This window comes from Variovorax sp. R-27 (assembly GCF_049913215.1).
Classification (GTDB): domain Bacteria; phylum Pseudomonadota; class Gammaproteobacteria; order Burkholderiales; family Burkholderiaceae_C; genus Variovorax.
In genome coordinates, this window is record NZ_CP183984.1 from 1,444,636 (window position 1) to 1,459,010 (window position 14,375).

Here is a 14,375-nt window from a genome sequence, read left to right on the forward strand (position 1 = left end):
GTCGCTGAAGCTGGCAGTATGCAAGAAAATTGGAAACGATTGCAATAATCCCGACCAGACCGCATGGGTTGCAGTTTTCTTCTTGACTGCCGGCCTTATGAAAACCTACGATAAAAATATGCAAACGTTTACAAGAAACTGCTCTCGTAAGGCCAAGCCATGGCGGTAACGCTGCGCGACGTGGCCCGTGCCGCCGACGTTTCCATTGCCACGGCCTCCCGTGCGCTGGCCGGCTCCAGCCTGACCAACCACGCGACGCAGCGGCACGTGATCCAGGTCGCCGCCGCCCTCGGCTACCGCACCAACACCTTCGCCCGGGCGCTGAAAACCAAGCGCTCGCGGCTCATCGGCCTCACCGTGCACAACCTGGAGAACGCCTCGTTCCAGGTGCTCGCCTCGGTGGTGCAGACGCGCATGCAGGCGCTCGGCTACCAGGTCATCCTGAGCATCAGCGCCGACGACCCCGAGCAGGAACGCGACATCTTCAAGACCCTGGTCGACCACAGCGTCGACGGCCTGATCGCCGTGCCCAACGGTGCCAACGGCGCCCAGCTGCTGGCCATGGAGCACGCCGACATCCCGGTGATCTGCGCGGTGCGCCGCGTCGAGGGCGCCACGCTCGAATCGGTGCTCGCGGGCGACCTCGACGGCGCCTATGCCGGCACCAAGCACCTGCTCGACCTCGGTCACCGGCGCATCGGCCTGATCGTGGGCATGAGCGACACCACCTCCGGCAAGGAACGCCTCGCGGGCTACAAGCGGGCCATGCAGGAAGCGGGCCTGCCCATCGATCCGGCGCTGATCCAGGCCGGCCGCTATGCGCCCGAAACAGGCGTGGTGGCCGCCAACGCGCTGCTGTCGATGCCCACGCCGCCCTCGGCGCTCTTCGTGGCCAACCACGAGTCATCGCTCGGCGTGCTGCGCGTGGTGTCGGAGCGCGGGCTGCTGATTCCCGATGACCTTTCGCTGCTGTTCTACGAAGACTCGCCGTGGTTCGAGTGGCAGCGCCCCGCCATCAGCGTGGTGGACAGCGGCGCCTTTGAGATGGCCAACCTCGCGGTCGACCGGCTGGTGCAGCGCCTCTCGGGCGTGGCCAACAGCGGGCGCGAATACCGCGTCGGCTCGCGGCTGATACAGCGCGCCTCCTGCCGCGCCGTCGAAGCGCACTGAAACAACCTCTCCCCGACATGCCCTATCTCGAAATCCTGGCGCCGAGCGCCCCCGAAACCCGCAAGCGCACCGCCAGCCGCGCGCTGACCGACGGCGTCGTCACGTCGTTCGGCGTCGAGCCCTCGACCGTGACCCTGTACTTCATGCCCATCGCGCCCCACGACTATGCCCACGAGGGCCAGTTGGGCCACGACGGCGGGGGAGAGGGCACGCGCGTGTTCGTCAAGGTGCACGCCTACCGCCGCACGCCCGCCCAGCGCCGCGCGCTGGCCGCTGCCATCACGCCCGCGCTGGCTACCTGCTTCGCCACCGGCAGCCACAACGTGGCCGTCTATTTCCTCGACCGCGAACAGGACGAAGTCGCGCACGACGGCCACCTGGCCAGCGACGAAGCCGAGCAGCAACCCGATCACACCGCCTGAAGACCATGACCCATTTCCTCACCGAAGACCAGATCTCGCTGCGCGACACCGCGCGCCGTTTCGCCGAGGGCGAAGTGCTGCCGCGTGCCGCGGCCATCGACCGCGAAGACAAGTTCGACCGCGTGCTGTATCGCGGCATGGCCGAACTCGGGCTGTTCGGAGTGAGCCTGCCCGAAGTGGCCGGCGGCTCGGGCTTCGACACCGTCAGCACCTGCCTCGTGATGGAAGAGCTGGCGCGCTGCTCGGGCGCCATCGGCAACGCGTTCGCGATTCCCGTCGAGGCGGCGCTCTTCCTGCACCACCACGGCAACGAGAGCCAGAAGGCGCTGATCCCCGGCATCCTCGACGGCTCCGTCGTCATGGCCACCGCCATGTCGGAGCCCGACTTCGGCTCCGACGTGGCGAGCATCACCACCACCGCGCGCGCCGTGGAAGACGGCTGGGTACTGAACGGCACCAAGGCCTGGGTCACGCTCGGCGGCGTGGCCGACCGCATCATGGTGTTCGCGCGCACCGGCAAGGAAGCCGGCCACAAGTCGATCAGCTGCTTCATGGTCGATGCACACCAGGCCGGCGTGAGCCGCGGCAAGAACGAGGAACTGCTCGGCATGCACGGCCTGGAAGACTGCCAGATCGTGTTGCAGGACGTGCACGTGCCCAGGACGGCGCTGATCGGCGCCGAGAACCAGGCTTTCAAGACGGCCATGGGCAACTTCAACTTCAGCCGCCTGCTGATGTCGTCCATGGCGCTCGGCATGGCGCAGGCCGCGATGGAAGACGCCGTGGCCTACGCCACCACGCGCAAGCAGTTCGGCGAGCCGATCATGAACTTCCAGGCCATCCAGTTCATGGTGGCCGACATGGCGACCGACATTGCCGCGGCGCGCCTGCTGATCCACCACGGCGCGCGGCTGCAGGACGCCGGCCACTCCATCGCCAAGGAAGGCGCGCAGGCCAAGCTCTTCACCACCGACATGGCGATGCGCCACGTGTCGAACGCGCTGCAGATCCACGGTGGCAACGGCTACTCGCGCGACTACCGCATCGAGCGCATCTTCCGCGACGTGCGCCTGGCGCAGATCTACGAAGGCACCAACCAGATCCAGCGCCTGATCATCTCGCGCCAGGTCGTGAAAGAACTGGCTTGAGGACGCGGCCATGATCGACTGCATCACCCCCGACGCCGCCGCCGCGCTGCTGCGCGATGGCGACATGGTGCTGGCCGGCGGCAACGGTGGTTCGGGCGTGCCCGAAGCCGTGTTCGAAGCCATCGAGCGGCGCTTCACCGCCGGCGACGGCCCGCACGACCTCACGCTGTTCCACGTTACCGGCGTGGGCGCACTCACCGAAAAGGGGATGTGCCACTTCGCGCACCCGGGCCTGGTGCGCCGCGTGATCGGCGGCAACTTCGGCATGCAGCTGCCGTTCATGAAGATGATCCTCGCGCAGGACGTGGAGGCCTACAACTTCCCGCAGGGTGTCATGACGCACCTTTGCCGCGCGATGGCGGGCCGCCAGCCCGGCGTGCTCACGCACGTGGGCCTCGAAACCTACATGGACCCGCGCCAGGACGGCGGCCGCATGAACGCGCGCACCACCGAGGCGCTGGTCGAGCTGGTGCACGTGGCCGACCGCGACTGGCTGTTCTACCGTGCGCCCGGGGTGCCGAACGTGGCGCTCATCCGCGGCACCTCGGCCGACGAAGACGGCTACGTGAGCATGGAGCACGAAGCCACCGCGCGCGAAGACCTCTCGATGGCGCAGGCCGTGCACAACGCTGGCGGCATTGTCATCTGCCAGGTCAAGCGCATCGTCAAGCGCGGCACGCTGCATCCGCACATGGTGAAGATCCCGGGCTTCCTGATCGATCACTTCGTGGTCGAGCCCGAGCAGATGCAGACCTACACCACGCGCTACGACCCGGCGCGCTGCGGCGAGATCGTGGTGCCGGCCTCGAGCATCGCGCCAGACCCGCTCGACGTGCGCCGCGTGGTGGCGAGGCGCGCGGCCTTCGAGCTGCGCCCGCGCGACGTGGTGAACCTCGGCGTGGGCATCTCCGCGATGATTCCCAACGTGGCCTCGGAAGAAGGCATTGCCGACCTCATCACGCTCACGGTCGAGTCGGGCGTGGTTGGCGGCGTGCCCGGTCATGCGCGCGAGTTCGGCACTTCGGTCAACCCGCGCGCGATTCTCGACCAGTCGTACCAGTTCGACTTCTACGACGGTGGCGGCCTGAGTTGCGCGTTTCTTTCGTTCGCGCAGGTCGACCCACAGGGCAACGTCAACGTCACGCGCTTCGGCAAGCGCTACGACGGCGCGGGCGGCTTCATCAACATCACGCAGAACACGCAGCGGCTGGTGTTCAACGGTTCGCTCACTGGGGGCGACTTCGACATCGGCGTGGCCGACGGCGAACTCAAGATCCGCCGTGACGGTGCATTCAAGAAGTTCGTGCCGGCGGTCGATCAGATCAGCTTCTCGGGGCGGCTCGCGCGAGAGCGAGGCCAGCAAGTGAGCTTCGTGACCGACCGCGCCGTGTTCGAACTCGAAGCCGACGGGCTCGTGCTCACCGAGATCGCACCAGGCGTGCGACTGAAGGAAGACGTGCTCGAGAAGATCGGCTTCGAGGTGCGCGTCAGCGAGCAACTGCGCACCATGGACGCACGCATCTTCCGCAACGGCCCCATGGGCGTGCACGACGAGTTCATTGCGAAGGCACCACGCCACGCTGGCAACGCGGCGCAAGGAGAGCGGGCATGAGTGATGTGTATTTCGAAGACGTGGTGATAGGCGCAGAACTGCGCAGCGAAAGCCACGTCGTGAGTGCCGATGACATCGGCCGCTTCTGCGATCTCACACACGACCACCATCCATTGCATACCGATGCGGACTACGCGCAGTCGCGCGGCTTTCCGGGCGTCATTGCGCACGGGCTGTTCGGTCTCTCGCTGATGGAGGGGCTGAAGACCGCATTGAAGATCTACGAGAACAGTTCCATCGCTTCGCTCGGATGGGATCAGGTCCGGTTCTTGCGACCTGTTGTTGCAGGGGATGCGGTGCACGTGGTGTTCCGCTTCACCGACAAACGTCTTTCGTCGCGCGGTGGCCGCGGCGTGGTGACCGAGAGCCTGCAGCTCGTCAACCAGCGCGCGGAGCCCGTGATCGAAGCCGTGCACGTGGCGCTGGTTGCATGTCGACAAGCGACCCAGGCGGCCTGACTTCGATTGCCCGAGTTCTTCTCTTTCTTTCCTTCCCTGTCTTCAACGAAAGCATCTCATGCACATGATCAAACTATCCCTGGGTTTCATCGTCGGCCTCGTGCTGAGCGGCTCGGTCCTTGCCCAGACCTGCACACCCAAAGTCTCCGCCGAACACCTGACCGCGCCCGGCAAGCTCCAGATGTCCACCAACCCGACACTGCCGCCGCAGCAGTTCGTCGACAGCAAGGGCGAACTGCAGGGGCTCAATATCGAGCTCGGCCGTGCCGTCGCGAAGCAGCTGTGCCTCGAGCCCGTCTTCATGCGCATGGATATGCCGCCGATGGTGCCCGCGCTGCAGGCCGGCCGCTTCGACGTGATCAACACCGGCCTGTTCTGGACCGAGGAGCGCTCCAAGCTCATGTTCCAGGTGCCGTACGGCCAGCAGTCGATGAGCATCTACACCGTGCCGAACAGCAAGCTCGCGCTGACCAAGTTCGAAGACCTCTCAGGGCATGTCGTCGGCATCGAGACCGGTACGTATGCCGAGCGCAAGTCGCGCGAATCGAATGCGGCCATGGTCGCCAAGGGCATGGCGCCTATCGACTTCCGCACCTTTGCAACGGCCTCCGAAACCACCGCCGCGCTGCGCGCCGGCCAGCTGGAAGCGGGCATCAACATCGACGAGACGGCCATTGCCTTCGAGGAGCGCGGCATCGTCAAGATCCGCGCGAGCGGCCTCTACGGCACCGACATCACGCTGTCGTTCCGCGATCGCGCGGTTGCCGAAGCCGTTGCGCAGGCCCTGACCGACCTGAAGGCAGACGGCACCTACGACAAGCTGTTCGACAAGTTCCGCATGACGCGCCTGAAGGACACCACGAAGTTCGCGATCCGCGGCCCCGGCCCGTCGCCGAAGTAAGCAGGTTGAAGAGGGTCCGGCCGTGTTCAATTTCGATGCCTTTCTGTCCTACTTCGTCAACCCGTTCCTCCTCGGGGGCGTGGGCATCACGATCGGACTGACCATCGCGACCATCGTGATCGGCCTGGCCCTGGCGCTGCCACTGGCGCTGGGCAGCATGTCTTCGCATCGATTGTTGTCGGCGCCGGCGCGCTTCTACATCTGGGTGTTTCGCGGCACGCCGCTGCTGGTGCAGATCGTCATCATCTACACCGGGCTGCCGCAGCTGGGCCTTCGCTTCGACGTGTTGACCTCCGCGGTGCTGGCGCTGAGCCTGAACGAAGCGGCGTACCTGTCGGAGACCATTCGCGGCGGCTTCTCCGCCATCGCGAAGGGGCAGATCGAAGCGGCCAAGGCGTTGAGCCTTTCGCGCTTCGCGACCTTGCGGCTGGTGACCCTGCCGCAGGTTTTGCGGGTGATCATTCCGCCACTGGGCAATTCGGTGAACGGGCTGCTCAAGGCAACCTCGCTGGCGTCGGTGATCTCGATGGAAGAGCTGATGCGCCGCGCCCAGGTGCTCATGCAGGAAAAATTCGAAGTGCTCGAACTCTATTGCGTCGCGGCCTGCTTCTACCTGGTGCTGACCACGCTTTGGGACCGTGTGCAGGTGCGGCTGGAGCGCCACTACGGCAGAGGCTATGCGGCTGCGCGTGGCGCGGCCTGAACCGGATTCATCTGAACCATGTCCACTTCAACCTCCGACTTCGACCTTGTCGTGCGCAATGCGCGCGTCGTTACCGCTTCAGACACCTTCGATTGCGATATCGGCATCAGCGAAGGGCGCATCGTGCAGCTCGGGGCGAAGCTCGGCCCCGCCGCGCGCGAGATCGACGCGGCGGGCCGCACCGTGACGCCGGGCGGCGTGGATGCCCACTGCCATCTCGACCAGCCGATGCCACCGCCCACGCGCAACGCCGACGACTTCGACACCGGCACGCGTTCGGCGGCTTGCGGAGGCACGACGACCGTGATTCCGTTCGCCGCGCAGCAGAAGGGCCAGTCGCTGCGCGCTGCGGTCGAGGACTATCGTGGCCGCGCCGCCGGCAAGGCCCACGTCGACTACGCCTTCCACCTGATCGTGAGCGACCCGACGCCCACGGTGCTGAAGGAAGAGTTGCCGGCGCTGATCAAGGAAGGCTTCACGTCTTTCAAGATCTACATGACCTACGACGACATGAAGCTCGACGACGGCCAGATCCTCGACGTGCTGGCGGTGGCGCGTGAACACGGCGCAATGGCGATGCTGCATGCCGAGAACTCCGACTGCATCGAGTGGCTGACCAAGCGGCTCGAGGCCGCAGGCCGCACCGCGCCGCGCTTTCACGCGCATGCGCGGCCGATGCTGGTGGAGCGCGAGGCGACGCACCGCGCCATTGCGCTGGCCGAACTGGTCGATGTTCCGATCCTGATCGTGCACGTGTCGGGCCGCGAGGCCGTCGAGCAGATCCGCTGGGCGCGCGCGCACGGCCTGAACGTGTTCGCCGAGACCTGCCCGCAGTACCTGTTCCTCACCGCTGAAGACCTGGGCATCGACGACAGCTACAAGGGCGCGAAGTGCGTCTGCAGCCCGCCGCCGCGCGACAAGGCCAACCAGCAGGTGATCTGGGACGGACTCAACGACGGGCTCTTCACCGTGTTCTCGTCTGACCATGCACCGTTCAAGTACGACGCACCGGAAGGCAAGAAGCCCGGTGGCGAAGAGGTCGCGTTCCGCCACATTCCCAACGGTATTCCGGGCATCGAGACGCGCATGCCGCTGCTGTGGTCCGAAGGCGTGCTCTCGGGCCGGATGACGGCCAACCGTTTTGTCGAACTCACGGCCACGGGCCCGGCCAAGGCCTACGGTCTGCATCCGCGCAAGGGAACGATCGCGGTGGGTTCCGATGCAGACATCGTGATCTGGGACGAACGCGACTTCGTGCTGAAGAACGAGCAGCTGCACCATGAGGTCGACTACACGCCCTACGAAGGCATGCGGCTCAAGGCCTGGCCGGGCGTGACGCTGAGCCGCGGCGAGGTGGTGTGGGACGGCAGCAGCTTTCATTCGCACCAGGGGCGCGGCGAACTGCTGGCCTGCGGCGTGCCGACGTTGATGCCCAGGCGTCGTTGAGAGAACGCCGGAGGCCGCCAGTCGATGACATTGCGAACCGGTTAATCAAATCTTAAAACAGCTAAAAACTTATTAAAGCCATCCCTTCAGCATCGGCTCCAGAAGGCGACGACATGGTGTCTGTCGCCGACCATTCGTACTGGAGCCTCCATGCTGAACCACCTGAAGTCAAACTGTCTTTCGAGCCGAGAAAAGAACAGCCGCGCGCGCATACCTTTCAGAACCATCGCTGCGGGCGTCGCCTCTGCGGCATGCGTTTCGTCGGCATGGGCGCAAGTTGCACAAGACCAGCTCTCCGAAGCGGGTTCGCAATGGGGCATCGGCATTGCCGCTGGCATGGAGCGCAAGCCCTATCGCGACTTCGACAACAAGGGCCTGGCCATCCCCATGCTCACCTACGAGAACAAGTGGGTCAGCGTTGCGTTCCCGAGTGCCGATTTGAAGCTGACGTCCGTAGGGCCTGTCTCTTTGCGGCTGCGTGCGCGCTACGCGGGCGATGGCTATGAGGCCGACGATTCGCCCTATTTCGGCGGCATGGAAAAGCGCAAGGGCAGCCTGTGGCTGGGCGGGGCAGCCATCTGGCGCAACGACATTGCCAACCTGTCGGCCGAACTGCTGGCCGACGGGTCGGGCAACAGCAAGGGAACGCGGTTCAAGGTGCAGATCGACCGGCGCTTTTCTTCGGGTGCCTTCGGCTTCACGCCGCGCCTGGCCGCGCATTGGGTCGACCGCAAGTACGTCGACTACTACTACGGCGTGACGGCGGCCGAGGCCCGATCCGACCGGCCCGAATATGCCGGCAAGGCTACCGCCAACATCGAAGTGGGCCTGCGCGTGGACTACGCCGTGGCGCCGAAGCAGACAGTTTTCCTGGACGTGAGCGCGACCAGCTTCGGCAGCGGCATCAAGAACAGCCCTTTGGTCAGCCGGTCGAACCAGACCGGCGTGCGCCTCGGGTACGTCTACAGGTTCTGAGAAGAGGTCGACGGGGGCGGCGCTGCCGCCGCCGGGAACACCACCCGGATGGCAAAGCCGCGCCCCTCCAGTCCATCCCCGGTTTCGATGGTCGCATGATGCAGCTGGGCGATTCCAGCCACCAGCGACAGGCCGATGCCGCTGCCGCGCGTGGAAGTGCCGGCAGCCCGATGGAAGCGCTCGAAGATCGCCTTGCGTTCCGACAGCGGCACCCCGGGCCCATCGTCCGCTACTTCGAGGTAGACCTTGTGGTGTGCTTCTTCCCGTCCGGCCGGCAGCTCATGGCCGCAACTGATCCGGACGCGCCCGCCTTTCGGCGTGTAGCGCAGCGCGTTGTCGATCAGGTTGCGCAGCAGGATGCCCATCTCGTCGATGTTGCAGTGGATGGTGCATTTGTGAATATCGAGCAGGATCGAGCGCTCCTGCTGCAGGGCATGGGTGTCGAAATCGCGGGTCACGTGCAGGATGAGATCGCTCAGGTCTGCCCGCATGTGCTGCGGAGCATTGGCACTCGCATTCAGTCGTGCCAGGTCGAGCAACTGTTCGGACAACCGCGAGCTGCTCTGTGCGACCCGAAGCAGCTTGGTCAGTGCCACGTCCTTGTCGGCGGCGGTGTTCGCGCGCAGCGCGATCTGGGCCTGCGCCTGCAGCGCAGCCAGGGGCGTGCGCAGCTCGTGGGCGGCATCGCCGATGAAGCGACGCTCGCCCTCGATCGATTCGGAAAGCTGCTCCAGCAGACGATTGAACGACGCGACCAGCGGATGCAGCTCGCGCGGCAGCGCGGCCGAGGACAGCGGCGTGAGGTCGAACCTGCGCCGGCTTCGCATGGCAGCTTCCAGCGCCACCACTGGCTTGAGCGAGCTGCGTACCACCAGCCACATCAGCGCGCCCACGATCAGCAACAGGATGGTGCTGAGTACCAGCCCGGTCAGGGCCTGGCGCTGCATTTCGGCGTCCACCACGCTGTGGAGGTTGCCGACCTGTACATAGATCCGGCCTTTGGAATCCGAGACCGAATAGACACGCCATCGTCTTCCCTCGATCACCGTGGTGGTGATGCCATCCTCGAAGCCTGGCCGCAGCGGCGATTCGGGAGCTCCGGGCGTACGCACGGACAACCGCTTGCGATCGATCCAGACTTGGAAGACGAGTTGCTCGCTCTCTGCCAGCGCGGGGTCCCGCAGTTGCAGCCCTGGCCCCGTCACAACCATGTCCTTGTCGGCCGGAATTGTCAGCAGGATGCGAGTGGCAATGACCTTGAGCTTGTCGTCCCAGATGCTGGCTTTGTTGTGCGCGAGATACGCGAAAAGCACCGCGAACGCCACGATCCAGCCCAGGACGATGGTCGCCCCGAGCATCAGGATCATTCGCGCATAGAGCGACTTCGACTTCACGGCGGAGGCTGGCCGACGACATAGCCATGGCCGTGAACGGTGCGGATCAGGTCGTCGCCGAGCTTGCGGCGCAACTGGTGGATGAACACGGCAATGGTGTTGCTCTCGACGACGCTGGCCGTTCCGTAGACCACATCCTGCAGTTGATCGCGCGTGACGACGTGGCCGGGGCGTTCCAGCAAGGCGAGCAGGGTGCGGTACTCGTGCGCGCTCAACGGCACATCGACGCCGGCCTTGGTGACCACGCGGCGACTGCGGTCGACCGTGACGTCGCCACGGGAAAAAACGGGTATCACGCGACCCTGGCTGCGGCGAATGACCGAACGCACACGTGCCCACAGTTCGTCGAACTGGAAGGGCTTGACGAGGTAGTCGTCGGCGCCCGCGTCGAGGCCGTGGATGCGCTCGCTCAACTGATCTCGCGCCGTGAGAATCAGGACCGGTGTCGGGTCGTAGCGGCTTCGCATCGACCGCAGCACCGTCAAGCCCGACTCTCCGCCTGGCAGGCCCAGGTCCAGCAGCACGGCTGCATAGGCATGGTCGATCAGGGCGATCCGGGCGGCTGATGCATTGCCGACACGGTCGATGGACCAGCCGCTCTGGCGCGCGCCATCGCACACGGCTTCACCCAGCATGTCGTCGTCTTCTACGAGGAGCAGGTGCATGAGAGCGGAATTTCTTGTGGCCGAACGAAACAGCCCGGATGATGCGCCAGGATCATTAATGACTTTTTAAGATGTGCGAGAAGGCCATGAACGAAGTTGCGAGTAGAACCATGCGAGCCATCGTGCTGGATGCGCCCGGGCCGCCCGAAGCGCTGCACTATCGCGAGCTGCCCATACCGACGCCGCTCAAGGGGCAGGTGCTCATCAAGGTCCGCGCGTTCGGGCTCAATCGATCAGAGCTTCATACGCGGCTGGGGCTGGCGGAAGGCGTGACATTTCCCCGGGTGCTCGGCATCGAAGCCTGCGGGCAGGTCGCCGAATGCCCCGGAGGCGAGTTCGCGGTCGACCAGCAAGTGGTTGCGGTGATGGGGAACATGGGACGCACCTACGACGGCGGCTATGCCGAGTACACCTGCGTGCCGGCCAGCCAGGTGATTCCGTTCAGGAGCACGCTTCCCTGGAGCACACTCGGCGCCGTGCCCGAGATGCTGCAGACGGCCTATGGCTCGCTGGTCAGCGCGCTCGATGCGCAACCTGGCCAATCGATCCTGGTGCGGGGCGGGACTTCGTCGGTTGGCCTGGCGACTGCCATTCTGGCCAGGCAGCGCGGCCTCGTGGTCTTCTCGACAACGCGCAACGCTGCAAAGCGGGACGTGCTCACGGCTGCCGGGGTCGACCATGTGATCGTCGATGACGGCGACGTGGCTTCGCAGGTCCGGAAGATCCTGCCGGGTGGCGTGGATCTCGCACTGGAGTTGGTCGGCACGCCTGCGTTGCCCGACACCTTGCGGGCGGTTCGGCCCAGGGGCGTCGTCTGCTTCACCGGAATGCTGTCGAACGAGTGGCTGGTCAAGGACTTCTATCCGATCGGCTACCTGAAGAACCTCGTGCGGCTTTGCGCGTACTCCGGCGATGCCTCCGACCTGCCTGCCTCGGTGCTTCAGGGCTTTCTTGACGGCGTGAGCGCGGGCAAGCTCAGCGTGCCCATCGACCATGTGTACGGCTTCGACGAGATCGTCGAAGCCCACACGAAGATGGAGAGCAACAGTGCGGCCGGCAAGCTGGTGGTGGTCGTGTAGCAGACCGCATTGCCGATGACTTGAAGGTTTTCGGCTGCGCCTTCGAATGCCTTGCTCTTCCGGTTGAGGTGTCGCGCTTCATAGACTGAAGCGCATCGCTCAACGGGAGAACCGCGAATGAAAAATCCAGTCTTTGTCGTGCCTGGGCACGGCAATTCAGGCCCTGCGCATTGGCAGAGCATCTGGCAGTCGACTCGACCGGAATGGCTCCGGTTGCAGGTCGATGACTGGGATCGGGCGGTTTGCGACGACTGGGTCTCGGCGCTGGAGCAGCAGGCTGGCGGGTTGGGCCGCGATCTCGTGGTCGTGGCGCACAGCCTGGGTTGCCTGGCCGTGGTGCATTGGGCGATGCGGTGCACGCCCCGGATTCGAGGCGCATTGCTCGTCGCAGTCCCCGACCCTCAGGCGGCTGCCTATCCGGCGGAAACGTCGCTGGGGTTCGAGCCGCTGCCGTCCGCCCGACTGCCGTTTCCGAGCATCGTGGTCGCCAGCAATGACGATCCGTATGGCAGCACGGCTTACGCGAGCGAGCGCGCACGCGCCTGGGGCAGCGAGTTCGTCGAGGTGGGAGCGCGTGGGCACATCAACGCTGCCAGCGGCCTCGGCGACTGGCCCGAGGGCTACCGCCTGCTGCAGCGCTTGCTCTGAACCGGGCGCTGCCTACAGCTGGTCCGTGGGCACGAACCACGAGAACAGCAGCAGCTGCAGCCTTGTCAGCATGCTCGAATCCGGCTCGCTGTCGAGCACTTCGTTGTCGACGTCGCCCGTGCCGACCCATTGCACGTTCTGGCCATCGGGCTTGAGCGTGACGCGGTAGACGCCCTCGATGTCGTCGAGCTGGTAGGCGAAGAGCAGTGCCTGTGTCAGGTCGAAGCTGCGCACGCGCACGCCGAACTCGGTGTTGAGCCGGGCGGAACGCGGGTCGAGGTTCATCGAGCCGAGCAGCACCCACTGCCGGTCGACCAGTGCCAGCTTGGCGTGCAGGCGGCCGCGCGCCTTCTTGAGCAGGTCGCGGAACTGGCCGCTGCGCCGCAGCTGCTGGGTGCTGACCTCGTACAGGTTCACGCCCAGCTTGAGCATGTCGACGCGGTAGCGGTTGTAGTTGATGTTGACCAGTGGCTCGTCGCTGTCGGCCAGCGAGTTGGTGATGACGGTGATGTTCACGCCGTGGTCGCGGCCCATGCGGATGCGTTCCATGCCCTCGTCGCCGGGAATGAAGTAGGGCGAGATCACCACCACGTTCGACTGGGCCGTGGCCAGCATTTCGTGAAAGCGCTGCGCCAGCGACTCCGTGGGATGCGCCATGACGCCCAGTGCCTTGTTGGGGCTGTCGGCGGAGGCATGGGCCTCGGCGCGCATCCACTTGGCCTCGTCGATGTTGGCGAGCTGGGCGGCCAGTGGCGGGTCGCCGAGCAGGTCGGTGGCGGCCAGCGGGTCGGGCGGCGGTGCGTGGGTGGGGGAGGTCGCTTCCTCGAAGTCGGTTTTCAACTCCTGAGGCGTTCGGCTGGTGCTGGCCACCCTTTGCAGGGGGTAGACCACGTCGCTGTTCCAGTAGGTGTCGAAGATGGCGGCGGACTCGGGGACCACCGGGCCGGCCAGCAGCACCTCGAAATCGATGAAGTTCGCGCTCTCGCTGCGCAGGAAGTATTCGTCGGCCAGGTTGCGGCCGCCCGCGATGGCCATGGCGCCGTCGGCCACGAACAGCTTGTTGTGCATGCGGTGGTTGAGCCGCCTGAAGTCGGAGAAGAACTCCAGCCAGCGCCCCGACGAATGGTCGCGCGCGTTCACGAAGGGGTTGAACAGCCGGATCTCGGCATTGGGCTCGGCGGCCAGGCCCAGCAGCAGGCGGTCCATGCCGGCCGTGTAGAAGTCGTCGAGCAGCAGCCGCACGCGCACGCCGCGCCGGGCGGCATTGCGCATTTCGCGCAGCAGCAGGCGACCGGTCTTGTCGTTGCCGAGCTGGTAGGTCTGGATGTCGAGCGACGACTTGGCGCGCCGCATCAGCTCCAGCCGTGCATCGAGCGCGAAGGAGGCTTCGATCAGCGGCCGCATGCTGGTCAGGCCATCGGGCGGGGAGTTGAGGCTGACGGCCGCGCGGCCGAGCTCGGTGGCGGGCGAGGCCGCAATGGCCAGCGTCGGCGGTTCGGGCGTGCGCGGCGGGAGGCCGGCGCAGCCGGTCAGCGCAATGGCAGTCGCAAGGACCATCAGCCGCAAAGCCGGACCGCGCAGCGCGGGAAACAGAAAGGCAATGAGCTTGAGCATGAGGGCTGCCAACGCACGGGAAGCGTGCGGGCGGCATGGTAGCCGGTTCACCCCTAACCCGAAGACGCAATTTCGCAACGCAACGCCCTTCACTCAGGGCGGTGATTGGAGGAAGCGGAAATTTGTCACGACTAAAATGC

General features: G+C 65.5%; 14 protein-coding genes. 11 read left to right on the plus strand and 3 right to left on the minus strand.

The window, feature by feature from the left end:
- The first annotated feature begins 159 nt into the window (after window positions 1-159).
- From ACN9MV_RS06420 to ACN9MV_RS06460, 9 genes are all read left to right on the plus strand, one after another.
- On the plus strand, window positions 160-1,170 hold the full coding sequence (locus tag ACN9MV_RS06420; protein ID WP_093048453.1) for a LacI family DNA-binding transcriptional regulator: 1,011 nt from the start codon (window positions 160-162) through the stop codon (window positions 1,168-1,170).
- A gap of 17 nt (window positions 1,171-1,187) precedes the next feature.
- Entirely contained in the window at window positions 1,188-1,592 is a 405-nt protein-coding gene (locus ACN9MV_RS06425; protein ID WP_093075918.1) for a tautomerase family protein, read from the plus strand.
- A gap of 5 nt (window positions 1,593-1,597) precedes the next feature.
- Entirely contained in the window at window positions 1,598-2,740 is a 1,143-nt protein-coding gene (locus tag ACN9MV_RS06430) for an acyl-CoA dehydrogenase family protein (RefSeq protein ID WP_093075916.1), read from the plus strand.
- A 10-nt stretch (window positions 2,741-2,750) separates the two neighbouring features.
- On the plus strand, window positions 2,751-4,352 hold the full coding sequence (locus tag ACN9MV_RS06435) for an acyl CoA:acetate/3-ketoacid CoA transferase (protein WP_093075915.1): 1,602 nt from the start codon (window positions 2,751-2,753) through the stop codon (window positions 4,350-4,352).
- On the plus strand, window positions 4,349-4,810 hold the full coding sequence (locus tag ACN9MV_RS06440) for a MaoC family dehydratase (RefSeq protein ID WP_093075913.1): 462 nt from the start codon (window positions 4,349-4,351) through the stop codon (window positions 4,808-4,810). The genes ACN9MV_RS06435 and ACN9MV_RS06440 overlap by 4 nt, the downstream gene beginning before the upstream one ends.
- A 64-nt stretch (window positions 4,811-4,874) precedes the next feature.
- On the plus strand, window positions 4,875-5,711 hold the full coding sequence (locus ACN9MV_RS06445) for an ABC transporter substrate-binding protein (RefSeq protein ID WP_218137487.1): 837 nt from the start codon (window positions 4,875-4,877) through the stop codon (window positions 5,709-5,711).
- Between the two features lie 22 nt (window positions 5,712-5,733).
- Window positions 5,734-6,414, plus strand: coding sequence for an amino acid ABC transporter permease (locus ACN9MV_RS06450; RefSeq protein WP_093048470.1), 681 nt, complete (start codon window positions 5,734-5,736; stop codon window positions 6,412-6,414).
- Window positions 6,415-6,432: 18 nt separating this feature from the next.
- Complete coding sequence (hydA, locus tag ACN9MV_RS06455; RefSeq protein WP_426391633.1) at window positions 6,433-7,860, plus strand: dihydropyrimidinase; 1,428 nt, start codon at window positions 6,433-6,435, stop codon at window positions 7,858-7,860.
- Window positions 7,861-8,010: 150 nt separating this feature from the next.
- On the plus strand, window positions 8,011-8,835 hold the full coding sequence (locus tag ACN9MV_RS06460) for a MipA/OmpV family protein (protein ID WP_093172524.1): 825 nt from the start codon (window positions 8,011-8,013) through the stop codon (window positions 8,833-8,835).
- Here ACN9MV_RS06460 and ACN9MV_RS06465 read toward each other — a convergent pair.
- Window positions 8,823-10,229, minus strand: coding sequence for an ATP-binding protein (locus ACN9MV_RS06465; RefSeq protein WP_426391634.1), 1,407 nt, complete (start codon window positions 10,227-10,229; stop codon window positions 8,823-8,825). The genes ACN9MV_RS06460 and ACN9MV_RS06465 overlap by 13 nt on opposite strands.
- Window positions 10,226-10,894 carry a response regulator transcription factor gene (locus ACN9MV_RS06470; protein WP_093075909.1) on the minus strand — a complete coding sequence of 223 codons (669 nt, stop codon included), beginning with the start codon at window positions 10,892-10,894 and terminating at the stop codon, window positions 10,226-10,228. The genes ACN9MV_RS06465 and ACN9MV_RS06470 overlap by 4 nt, the downstream gene beginning before the upstream one ends.
- Window positions 10,895-11,004: 110 nt before the next feature.
- On the opposite strand from ACN9MV_RS06470, the gene ACN9MV_RS06475 reads away from it, so the two are divergent.
- Both ACN9MV_RS06475 and ACN9MV_RS06480 read left to right on the plus strand, forming a co-directional pair.
- Window positions 11,005-11,973 (plus strand): zinc-binding alcohol dehydrogenase family protein, encoded by a 969-nt coding sequence (locus ACN9MV_RS06475; RefSeq protein ID WP_426391635.1) that lies wholly within the window; start codon window positions 11,005-11,007, stop codon window positions 11,971-11,973.
- Between the two features lie 117 nt (window positions 11,974-12,090).
- Window positions 12,091-12,621 (plus strand): RBBP9/YdeN family alpha/beta hydrolase, encoded by a 531-nt coding sequence (locus ACN9MV_RS06480; RefSeq protein WP_426391636.1) that lies wholly within the window; start codon window positions 12,091-12,093, stop codon window positions 12,619-12,621.
- Between the two features lie 12 nt (window positions 12,622-12,633).
- Here ACN9MV_RS06480 and ACN9MV_RS06485 read toward each other — a convergent pair whose 3' ends face one another.
- Complete coding sequence (locus ACN9MV_RS06485) at window positions 12,634-14,235, minus strand: phospholipase D family protein (protein ID WP_426391637.1); 1,602 nt, start codon at window positions 14,233-14,235, stop codon at window positions 12,634-12,636.
- Between the last annotated feature and the right edge of the window lie 140 nt (window positions 14,236-14,375).

Excerpts from the sequence above, each read along its gene's own strand:
- ACN9MV_RS06420 (WP_093048453.1), top strand. The coding sequence starts at position 160 with ATGGCGGTAACGCTGCGCGACGTGGCCCGTGCCGCCGACGTTTCCATT.
- ACN9MV_RS06425 (WP_093075918.1), top strand. The coding sequence starts at position 1,188 with ATGCCCTATCTCGAAATCCTGGCGCCGAGCGCCCCCGAAACCCGCAAG.
- ACN9MV_RS06430 (WP_093075916.1), top strand. The coding sequence starts at position 1,598 with ATGACCCATTTCCTCACCGAAGACCAGATCTCGCTGCGCGACACCGCG.
- ACN9MV_RS06435 (WP_093075915.1), top strand. The coding sequence starts at position 2,751 with ATGATCGACTGCATCACCCCCGACGCCGCCGCCGCGCTGCTGCGCGAT.
- ACN9MV_RS06440 (WP_093075913.1), top strand. The coding sequence starts at position 4,349 with ATGAGTGATGTGTATTTCGAAGACGTGGTGATAGGCGCAGAACTGCGC.
- ACN9MV_RS06445 (WP_218137487.1), top strand. The coding sequence starts at position 4,875 with ATGATCAAACTATCCCTGGGTTTCATCGTCGGCCTCGTGCTGAGCGGC.
- hydA (WP_426391633.1), top strand. The coding sequence starts at position 6,433 with ATGTCCACTTCAACCTCCGACTTCGACCTTGTCGTGCGCAATGCGCGC.
- ACN9MV_RS06460 (WP_093172524.1), top strand. The coding sequence starts at position 8,011 with ATGCTGAACCACCTGAAGTCAAACTGTCTTTCGAGCCGAGAAAAGAAC.
- ACN9MV_RS06470 (WP_093075909.1), bottom strand. The coding sequence starts at position 10,894 with ATGCACCTGCTCCTCGTAGAAGACGACGACATGCTGGGTGAAGCCGTG.
- ACN9MV_RS06475 (WP_426391635.1), top strand. The coding sequence starts at position 11,005 with ATGCGAGCCATCGTGCTGGATGCGCCCGGGCCGCCCGAAGCGCTGCAC.
- ACN9MV_RS06480 (WP_426391636.1), top strand. The coding sequence starts at position 12,091 with ATGAAAAATCCAGTCTTTGTCGTGCCTGGGCACGGCAATTCAGGCCCT.
- ACN9MV_RS06485 (WP_426391637.1), bottom strand. The coding sequence starts at position 14,235 with ATGCTCAAGCTCATTGCCTTTCTGTTTCCCGCGCTGCGCGGTCCGGCT.